Annotated in this window: 10 protein-coding genes and 1 tRNA gene; 5 read left to right on the top strand and 6 right to left on the bottom strand. The window is 72.9% G+C overall.

All coding sequences use genetic code 11. The features are described 5' to 3' along the window. Positions 1-61 precede the first annotated feature (61 nt). A tRNA-Leu gene (locus tag E1293_RS40975) sits at positions 62-146 on the top strand. A 36-nt stretch (positions 147-182) separates the two neighbouring features. Here the strand turns inward: E1293_RS40975 and bcp are convergent. Continuing rightward, positions 183-650 (bottom strand): thioredoxin-dependent thiol peroxidase, encoded by a 468-nt coding sequence (gene bcp, locus E1293_RS40970; protein ID WP_132204536.1) that lies wholly within the window; start codon positions 648-650, stop codon positions 183-185. Between the two features lie 155 nt (positions 651-805). Between bcp and E1293_RS40965 the strand changes: the two genes are divergently transcribed. Next, on the top strand, positions 806-1,120 hold the full coding sequence (locus tag E1293_RS40965; RefSeq protein WP_132204534.1) for a DUF3618 domain-containing protein: 315 nt from the start codon (positions 806-808) through the stop codon (positions 1,118-1,120). On the opposite strand, the gene E1293_RS40960 is transcribed toward E1293_RS40965, so the two are convergent. From E1293_RS40960 to E1293_RS40945, 4 genes are read right to left on the bottom strand one after another with little or no spacing between them, the layout of a single operon-like run. Beyond that, the gene (locus E1293_RS40960) at positions 1,071-1,466 is read right to left on the bottom strand and encodes a zf-HC2 domain-containing protein (RefSeq protein ID WP_132204532.1); all 396 of its coding nucleotides are present in this window, start codon (positions 1,464-1,466) and stop codon (positions 1,071-1,073) included. The genes E1293_RS40965 and E1293_RS40960 overlap by 50 nt on opposite strands. A gap of 32 nt (positions 1,467-1,498) precedes the next feature. Next, positions 1,499-2,167, bottom strand: a complete 669-nt coding sequence (locus E1293_RS40955) for an SIMPL domain-containing protein (protein ID WP_132204530.1) — start codon at positions 2,165-2,167, stop codon at positions 1,499-1,501. Between the two features lie 16 nt (positions 2,168-2,183). Beyond that, positions 2,184-3,368, bottom strand: coding sequence for an amino acid deaminase/aldolase (locus tag E1293_RS40950; RefSeq protein WP_132204540.1), 1,185 nt, complete (start codon positions 3,366-3,368; stop codon positions 2,184-2,186). A gap of 42 nt (positions 3,369-3,410) precedes the next feature. Continuing rightward, positions 3,411-4,340: a CE1 family esterase gene (locus tag E1293_RS40945; RefSeq protein WP_132204528.1), complete on the bottom strand. Its 930-nt coding sequence runs from the start codon at positions 4,338-4,340 to the stop codon at positions 3,411-3,413. 391 nt (positions 4,341-4,731) lie between these two features. Between E1293_RS40945 and purU the strand changes: the two genes are divergently transcribed. The 3 genes from purU to E1293_RS40925 all read left to right on the top strand — a co-directional run bounded on the left by purU (position 4,732) and on the right by E1293_RS40925 (position 6,883). Then, positions 4,732-5,580, top strand: a complete 849-nt coding sequence (gene purU, locus E1293_RS40935) for a formyltetrahydrofolate deformylase (RefSeq protein ID WP_132204526.1) — start codon at positions 4,732-4,734, stop codon at positions 5,578-5,580. Positions 5,581-5,697: 117 nt separating this feature from the next. Next, the gene (locus E1293_RS40930; protein ID WP_132204524.1) at positions 5,698-6,312 is read left to right on the top strand and encodes a DUF6286 domain-containing protein; all 615 of its coding nucleotides are present in this window, start codon (positions 5,698-5,700) and stop codon (positions 6,310-6,312) included. A gap of 1 nt (position 6,313) precedes the next feature. Next, positions 6,314-6,883, top strand: coding sequence for a hypothetical protein (locus E1293_RS40925; RefSeq protein ID WP_132204522.1), 570 nt, complete (start codon positions 6,314-6,316; stop codon positions 6,881-6,883). A 50-nt stretch (positions 6,884-6,933) separates the two neighbouring features. Here the strand turns inward: E1293_RS40925 and E1293_RS40920 are convergent, their stop codons facing one another. Beyond that, positions 6,934-8,322, bottom strand: coding sequence for a cation:dicarboxylate symporter family transporter (locus E1293_RS40920; protein WP_243717322.1), 1,389 nt, complete (start codon positions 8,320-8,322; stop codon positions 6,934-6,936). Positions 8,323-8,489: the final 167 nt, after the last annotated feature.

The raw sequence follows: 8,489 nt of genomic DNA, 5'->3' as shown, positions 1-8,489 counted from the left end.
ACCCCCCACACCCCCCGGAAACAGCCGCTAAGCTGAACGCGCCTTCTTGGCCGAGGCACCGGCGGGCGTGGCGAAATCAGGTATACGCGGCAGGTTTAGGTCCTGTTGGTGGCGACACCGTGGGGGTTCGAATCCCCCCGCCCGCACCGGCCCGCGCACCGCGCGGGCCGGAGCGTTTCCGTCTAGAGGCCGAGGTCGCGGCGCAGGCGCTCCACGTGCCCGGTGGCCTTCACGTTGTAGTACGCCTTCTCGATCTTCCCGTCGGCGTCGATGATGAAGGTGGACCGGATGACGCCGACGACGACCTTCCCGTACAGCTTCTTCTCCCCGTAGGCGCCGTACGCCTGGAGGACCTCCGCGTCCGGGTCGGACAGGAGCGGGAACGTCAGCCCCTCCTTCTCCCGGAACTTCGCGAGCTTCGCCGGCTTGTCGGGGGAGACGCCGACGACGGTGACGCCGGCGGCCTCCAGGGCGGGCAGGCTGCCCTCGAAGTCGACCGACTCCTTCGTGCAGCCGGGGGTCATGGCCGCCGGGTAGAAGTAGAGGATCACGCGCTTGCCCCGCAGCGAGGCCAGCGACACCTGGTTCTCACCGGCGTCGGGAAGCTCGAACTCGGGGGCGACGTCGCCCGGCTGCAGCCGCTCGGACACCCTGTCCCGCCTTTCGCTTCGGATGGTGGCTCCAACGGTACCGGCTGGGGTACGGCGGGCGTCCGCCGGGAAGACCTGCGACACTGTTCGGATCATGCTCGGCTCGTCATGGTGTACGCCGCACGCGAGTCCGCCCGACACGATAAGGACACGGCATGGCTGACAGTAGCCGCGACCCGGAGGCGCTGGAACGGGAGATAGTGCGCGCCCGTGATGAGCTGGCGCGCACGATCGACGAGCTCGCCGACCGGGCCAACCCCAAGCACGTCGCGCAGCGGGGCGCCGAGCGGCTGAGGGAGGAGGCGGACCACGTCGCCAAGGCGATCGGCGCGCTGGTCCGCCCGTCCGACCCCGCCAAGGACGAGGAGGAGGGCGGTCAGCTCGACAAGCGGCTGCTGCTCGCGGGCGTCGGCGCCGCCGTCACCGTGACCGCCCTGGTCCTGTGGCGCCGTAAGCGCAGGCGCCGCTGAGGTTCATCCTGGAGGCGCCGGTCCGCGGTCTGCGGCCGGCGCCTTCCTGCTTCTGCACGGGCTGGTTCTGCACGGGCTGGTTCTGCACGGGCTGGTTCTGCAGGGGCTGGTTCTGCAGGGCCCGGTTGGCCTGCTTCTGCACGGCGCGCTGCTGGAAGGCCCCGCTCAACTGCCGGGCGGAGTGGGCGAGGAGCTCGGCGACGTCGCGCAGCTCGGCCAGCTCGGCGCGGCACGGCGGGCAGCCGACCAGGTGCGCCGACAGCTCGTCCGCCTCGGTGCCCGCCAGCCGCCCGATGGCGTAGACGCCGAGACCGGCGCGGTACTCCCCGCAGTCCGTTCCTCCCACACCATGGAGTACGGGCCGGGAACCCTGGCCGTTCAGCCGAGGTCGGGCGCCGTCGCGGTGAACCGCGCCTCGACGGTGGCGCGGACGATCTGCGTCTCCGGCTCCAGGTCGATCGGCTCGGGCTCCTCTGCCGCGCCGCCCGGGGCGCGCGCGTACCCGGCGGCGAGCGCGACCGGCGCCCCGGAGTCCCGGTTGCTCAGCCCCTCGTCCGACAGCTCGACCAGCCCGGTGAGCCGCGACCCGAGCGCCTCGGCGTAGCCGCGCGCCCGCGCGACCGCCTCGTGCGCCGCCTGCCGCGCGGCCCGCTCGTACACCTCGCTGTCGCGCCGCAGCTCCCACTCCGGCCCGTTCACGTAGGTGCGCTCCAGGTCGCCCAGCCGCGCAACCAGCTCGCCGAGCACCGCGAAGTCGGCGACCGTGATCTTGATCCAGACGGTCCCGCGGTAGGCCCGGATGTCGCCCTCCCGCCGCCGGTACTTCAGCAGCGGCATGATCGACAGCCCGCCCGTCTCCAGCTTCTCCACGGCCTCGCCGTAGGACTTCACCAGGTCGAGGCACCGCTGGTTCCGCTCGGTGAGCCGGTCGAGGGCCGTCCGCCGGTCGGACTCCTGCGACTGGACGTGCACCGAGAGCCGCGCGATCTCCGGCTCGGCCTCCAGCACCGCCTCACCACGCACACTGATCACGGGGGCATCCGTCATGCTCCCAACGTACGCCCTACAGGAACGTGCGGCCTTCGCCTCGGTAGGTCGGGACGGTGCGAGTGTGGTGGGCGTCCTCGATGAGGTGGAGGGCGTCGAAGCGTTCGCAGAGCTCCCCGGCCTTGGTGTGGCGGAACCAGACGCGGTCGCCGACGGCCAGGAGGTCGGCGGCGCGGCCGAGCAGCGGGGTCTGCACCTCGCCGGCGCCCTCGTTGCCGTCGTAGGACAGGCCGGTCGGCAGGTAGGGCTGGGGGAGGCGGACGGCGTCGGCCGGGCCGGACGCGAGGTAGCCGCCGCCGAGGCAGGTCGCGACGCCGGGGGCCGGGCGGCGGACGACGGGCAGCGCGAACAGCGCGGCGGGGCGTCCGGTGAAGTTGGAGTACTGGTCGAACAGGTGCGGCTGGTAGAGGCCGGAGCCGGCCGCGACCTCGGTGACGGCGCGTTCGGCGGCGGTCTTCTCCACGCTGCCGGTGCCGCCGCCGTTGACGAACTCCAGGTCGGTCAGCTGCCGGACGGCCCGGACGATCGCGGCGCGCCGGCGGGCCAGCTCCGCCCGGGACTGCCGCTGCATGGCGCGGATGACGCGGCCCCGCGCGGGCCGGCCGGGCGGGACGTCGCCGACGCCGGCGATCTGCGACTCGTAGGCCATCAGCCCGACGAGGTCGAGCGAGGGGCGCTTCAGGATCCGCTCGGCGAGGACGCGGACGTCGGCGGGCGTGCGCAGCGGGGAGCGCAGCGCGCCGATCCGGACCCGGCCGCCGAGCGGGCGGTAGGAGGCGTCGATGTCGATGCAGACCCGGATCTTCCGGTCGCCGGCGGCGGACTCGATCAGGTCGAGGTGCTCGGCGGAGTCGACCATGAGCGTGACGGCGCGGGCGGCCCGCTCGTCGGCGGCCAGCGCGGCGATCGCCGTCCGGTCGGCGGTGGGGTAGGCGACGAGGATGTCGTCGCTGACGCCCTCTTCGGCCAGCCAGAGCGCCTCGGGGAGGGTGAACGCCATGATCCCGGCGAAGCCGTCCATGGCGAGGACGTCCTCCAGGAGCGCCCGGCAGCGCACCGACTTGCTCGCGACCCGGATCGGCTTGCCCGCGGCGCGGCGGACGAGGCCGGCGGCGTTGGCGCGGAAGGCCGCCAGGTCGACGACGGCGAACGGCGCCTCGATCCCTGCGGTCGCGGCGTCATAGCGGTCCCGGAGGCTCATGCTGGTCACACGGCCACCCTACCGCCCGAATATGAAAAGCTCTCACGTACGGCGCGGATGATCGGCGAAGAAGTCCCACAGCATCGCGCTGGCCTCGTCCGGCCACCGGTGCGTGCCGCCGTTGATCTTGCAGAACGCCACCGCGACGCCGCGGTCGCCCTTGCCCGTGCTCGCGCAGTCGGTGTCGCCGCTCAGCGCCTTGACCCGGTTGCGCGGCTCCGGCAGTCCCGCGACCTTACGCCAGAAGTCGACGGCCCTCGAAACCGGCGGGAACGGGCGCTTGTCGTTGAAGTCGCGGTCCCCGCCGCCGTTGAAGGGGACGTTCCGGTCCGCCGTCCCATGGAAGATCATCGCCGAGACCGGCCGGCCCGGGTCGCACTCGGTCACGAGGGCGCCCTCGACGACGCCGATCCCCGCCACCTTGTCCGGCTTCTCGCAGGCCATCCGGTACGCCATGCCGGCGCCGTTGGAGAACCCGGTGACGTAGACGCGCTTCGGGTCGGCCAGCCCGGCGCCGGTGAGCTTGTCGATCAGCTTGGTCAGGAAACCGACGTCGTCGATGTCGCCGATCTTCGCCGCGCCGCAGCAGTCGCCCGCGTTCCAGGTGGTCATGAACCCGTCGGGGTAGGCGGCGAGGAAGCCGTGCTCGTCCGACAGCTCGTCGAACCCGGTCAGGTCCTCCATCTTGCCCATGTTGGCCAGGCCGCCGTGCAGCGCGATGACGAGCGCGGGCGGGTCGGCGGGCTTGCCGTCCGCCCACTTTCCGTCCGCCAGCTTGGCCGGGACGTGCAGCAGGAACTCGCGGTGCCCGGGCGTCCCGACCTTGATCTTCTGCTTGTGCGTGCCCTCCGAGGTGGAGATGCCGTCCACCTTCGCGGGACGTCCCCCCTCCTTGCCCTTCTCGCCGGGCTTCTCGGTGCAGCCCGCGAGGACGAGGACCGCCGCCAGGGCCACGAGCACGATTCGCCGCATGAGGGCAAAAGTAACCTCAACGGGACACCGCAAACTACTCACTGGTAGACGAACGTCCCGCCGGCCCGTGGTCGCGGAGGAGGCCAGGATCAACGCCACACCGCCGCGTCCTCGGCCCGCTTCTACTACGAGAACGCGCACGAGGAGAAAGCGGCCGAGCCCACGACGTTCCCTCTCGGGCCGGCGTCGTTCGCCTACGACTTCCGCCCGCTCCGCCGCTTCGCCGAGCGGGACCACCAGAACATCGTCCACTGGAGCGAGTTCGACCGCGGCCCGCTCGTGAAAACCGTGACGCGTTCCGGCCGGGCGGCGGCGCGCCGGGACCGCGCCGCGTAAGCTCGGAGAAACCCGTCCTGAGCTGCCGTTTCCCGGACCGAGGCAAGTGAGACCCGTGACCGAACATGTGCTGACCCTGTCCTGCCCCGACCGGCCCGGCATCGTCGCCGCCGTCTCGGGACTGCTTGCCGAGCGCGGGTGCAACATCCTGGAGAGCCAGCAGTACGGCGACGGCGAGTCCGGCACGTTCTTCATGCGGGTGCAGTTCGCGGCGCTCGCCGACACCGACCCCGACGAGCTGCGCGGCGCGTTCGCCTCCCTCGTCCCCGAGCTCGGGCTGGACTGGCGGCTGCACTCGCTGGCCGAGCGCCCGCGCGTCCTGATCATGGTGTCGAAGGGCGGGCACTGCCTGAACGACCTGCTGTACCGGACGCGGTCCGGGCTGCTCGACATCGACATCGTCGCGGTCGCGTCCAACCACCCCGACCTGCGGCCGCTCACCCAGTCGTACGGGATCGACTACCACCACCTGCCCGCCGGGAGCGGCGGCAGGCCCGCGCAGGAGGCGGAGATCCTCACGCTGGTCGAGCACTACCGCGCCGACCTCGTCGTCCTCGCCCGGTACATGCAGATCCTCTCGGACGACTTCTGCGCCAAGCTGCCCGGCGCGATCATCAACATCCACCACTCGTTCCTGCCGAGCTTCAAGGGCGCCCGCCCCTACCACCAGGCGCACGCGCGCGGCGTCAAGCTGATCGGCGCGACCGCGCACTACGTCACCGCCGACCTCGACGAGGGCCCGATCATCGAGCAGGAGGTCGCGCGCGTCGACCACACCCACAGTCCGGCGGAGCTGGTGGCCGTGGGACGCGACGTGGAGTGCCTCGCGCTCGCGCGGGCCGTCCGCTGGCATGCCGAGCACCGCGTGCTGCTCAACGGTGACCGGACGGTCGTCTTCCGCTGACCTGCGGTTTTCTCCCGGCGAACGGGCTAGATGTCGGCATGGCGTGTTTCACTCCGCGTGACCTTGACGCACCATGGGTGACGATGTCGGACGTGCCGACGGCTCACGGGGGTGGCTATGGCCGAGACGCTGGTCAAGGACCTGATCGAGGAGGCGCAGGGCAGGCAGCAGGCGCGGCGGCTCGCCGTCCGCGAGTTCCGGCCGCGGCGCGCGTCCGCCGGGTTCGCGGCGGCGCTGCTGCTGACCGCGTCCGGCGGGGTCGCCGCGATCGAGCTGCTGGCCGCCGCGCTCGGATCCGCCGTCCACCCGGTGCCGGGCGTCGCCCCGGTCGTGGACGTCCTGCGCGGCTACGCGTGGGCCGACCCCGACGTCCTCGTGGTGGCGGGCGGCGTGGCCGCCCTCGGGACCGCGTTCCTGCTGGCCGCGCTGCCCGGCAGGCTGCGCGGGATACCGCTCGCCGGCGACGACCCGCGGCTGGCGGGCGTCATCGGACGCGCCGCGCTGCGCCGGGCCCTCGCGGACGCGGCGCTGGACGTCCCCGGCATCGAGCGCGCCCGGGTCCGGGGCCTCGGCGTCCTGCGGCGCGGCCTCGTCGTCCGGGCCACGACCTGCTACCGCAACCCGGCGAACAGCGCGGAGCTGGTGCAGCGCGCGATCGGCGCCCGCCTGGACCGGATCGAGCCGATGCACCGGCCGGCGGTCGACGTCCGGCTCGGCTGGCGGAAGGACTGAGATGCGGATCGGGATCGCGGCGACCGGGACGGTGCTGCTGCTGGCGGGAGCGTCCGCGCTCGCCCTGGGCCTCGGCGCCTTCGACGCGTTCGGCGCCCTGTCGGGGAGGCCGCTGCTCGACCCCGCGGTGGGGCGGTTCACGGGGGACCATGCCTGGTTCCTGCCGGCCCTGGCGGGCGCCGCCGAGCTGCTGGCGCTGACCGGTCAGCTGTGGCTGGTCGTCCAGGGGCGGGCCGTCGTTCACCATTGGTGGCCCGACCTCGACCCGGAGACCCGCGGTCGCGCCCGGGCCGCCGCGGACGTCCTGAACCGGGACGTGCGCGGGCTGCCCGGCGTCCAGGACGTCCGCGTCCGCCTCACGGGGACGGCCAACAAGCCGCGCCTCCGGCTGAACGTGTCCTGCGCGGGCGACACCCTGCTGAGCGAGGTGTACGGGGAGCTGGGCGCCGGCCCGGTCGAACGCTACCGCCGCGCGACCGGCATGCCCGACCTGCCGGTGGTGATCCGCTTCCGCCCGGTGTCCGAGCGCCCCCGCCGGCGGCGGCGCCGTCCGCGGCCCGAAACGGCCTGAAGGCCGCCCAGCGTCAGGAGCGGGGACGCCTGACGCTGGACGGCCGGTCTCTAGGCCGGCGCGGTCTCGGTCGTGGCCGGCCTCGGCTCGGGAGCGGGCTTGCCGGCGGGCCCGTGCTCGTCGGTGAGCCCGTGCTCGTCCAGCATGGTCTCCTCGTTGAACGGGTCCTCGCCGGCGAGGACGCGCCGGGCCTGGGCGGCGTCGAACTCCTTGGTCCAGGTGCCGATCACCACGGTGGCGACGGCGTTGCCGGCGAAGTTCGTCAGCGCGCGGGCCTCGGACATGAACCGGTCGATGCCGACGATGAAGCCGACCCCGTCCACCAGCGCGGGCTTGTGCGACTGCAGGCCGCCCGCGAGGGTGGCGAGCCCGGCGCCGGTGACGCCCGCCGCGCCCTTCGACGCGACGATCATGAACAGCAGCAGCGGGATCTGCGCGCCGATCGACATCGGCTGGTCCTGCGCGGACGCGATGAACAGCGTCGCCATCGTCAGGTAGATCGCGGTGCCGTCCAGGTTGAAGGAGTAGCCGGTCGGGACGGTGATGCCGACGACGGGCCGGCTCACCCCGAAGTGCTCCATCTTGGCGATCAGCCGCGGCAGCGCCGACTCCGACGACGACGTCGACAGGATCAGCAGGAACTCGCGGGCCAGGTACCGCAGCAGCGCGAACACGCTGATCCGGCTGACCGCCCACAGCACCGCGCCGAGCACCACGAACACGAACAGCAGGCACGTCGCGTAGAAGCCGAACATGATCACCGCGAGGCTCTTCAGCGCCTCCCAGCCGCTCGACCCGACCACCGCGGCGATCGCGCCGAACGCCCCGACCGGCGCCGCCCACATGATCATCCAGAGGATCCGGAACACCAGCCGCTGCAGGTGCTCGATGCCGCGCAGGATCGGCGCGCCCGCCGGGCCGAGCCCCTGCAGCGCGAACCCGGTGAGCAGCGCGACCAGCAGCGCCTGCAGCACCTGCGCCTCCGTCAGCGCCGACACCAGCGTGGACGGGACGATCCCGAGCAGGAAGTCGACGGTGCCCTCGCCCTCCGACGCCTGCGACTTGGCCTCCGCGACCGACGACGGGTCCAGGTGCAGGCCCGCGCCCGGGTGCAGCAGGTTGCCGACCACCAGCCCGATGGCCAGCGCGAACGTCGACATCACCATGAAGTAGCCGATGGTGACCAGGCCGATCCGGCCGACCTGGGCCGCCTTGGTGACCGAGCCGATGCCGAGCACGATCGTGCAGAAGATGATCGGCGAGATCATCATCTTGATCAGGTTGATGAACGCCGTCCCGATCGGCTTCAGCTCCTGCGCGAAGTCGGGAGCGGCCAGCCCGACCGCGGCGCCCGCGATCACGGCGGCGACGACGGCCAGGTACAGGTAGTGCACGCGCCCCCGCGGCGGGCGGGCGGGCGCGGCGGTACTGGACGACACGGTGAACTCCTCGGCTAGGCCGCCCGGCCCCCGGCGGCGGCGGAGGGCGGCGCCCGCGCGGGGCGGGCGCCCGCCTCCCCGACGGACGCCCGTGCACCGGCGGGGACCGGCGCATGCACACGGTGGGCGCCCGCGCTCTGAACGAGCTCGCAGGTCAGGTGGGGTGG

This window comes from Actinomadura darangshiensis (assembly GCF_004349235.1).
Lineage (GTDB): Bacteria > Actinomycetota > Actinomycetes > Streptosporangiales > Streptosporangiaceae > Spirillospora > Spirillospora darangshiensis.
The sequence above is the reverse complement of the archived record's forward strand: the minus strand, read 5'-3'. Positions and strand labels throughout refer to the sequence as shown.

What these genes read in the sequence shown, in the direction of transcription:
- E1293_RS40965 (WP_132204534.1), top strand. Translation starts at nt 806, where the DNA reads ATGGCTGACAGTAGCCGCGACCCGGAGGCGCTGGAACGGGAGATAGTG.
- E1293_RS40955 (WP_132204530.1), bottom strand. Translation starts at nt 2,167, where the DNA reads ATGACGGATGCCCCCGTGATCAGTGTGCGTGGTGAGGCGGTGCTGGAG.
- E1293_RS40950 (WP_132204540.1), bottom strand. Translation starts at nt 3,368, where the DNA reads ATGAGCCTCCGGGACCGCTATGACGCCGCGACCGCAGGGATCGAGGCG.
- E1293_RS40945 (WP_132204528.1), bottom strand. Translation starts at nt 4,340, where the DNA reads ATGCGGCGAATCGTGCTCGTGGCCCTGGCGGCGGTCCTCGTCCTCGCG.
- E1293_RS40930 (WP_132204524.1), top strand. Translation starts at nt 5,698, where the DNA reads ATGGCCGAGACGCTGGTCAAGGACCTGATCGAGGAGGCGCAGGGCAGG.
- E1293_RS40925 (WP_132204522.1), top strand. Translation starts at nt 6,314, where the DNA reads ATGCGGATCGGGATCGCGGCGACCGGGACGGTGCTGCTGCTGGCGGGA.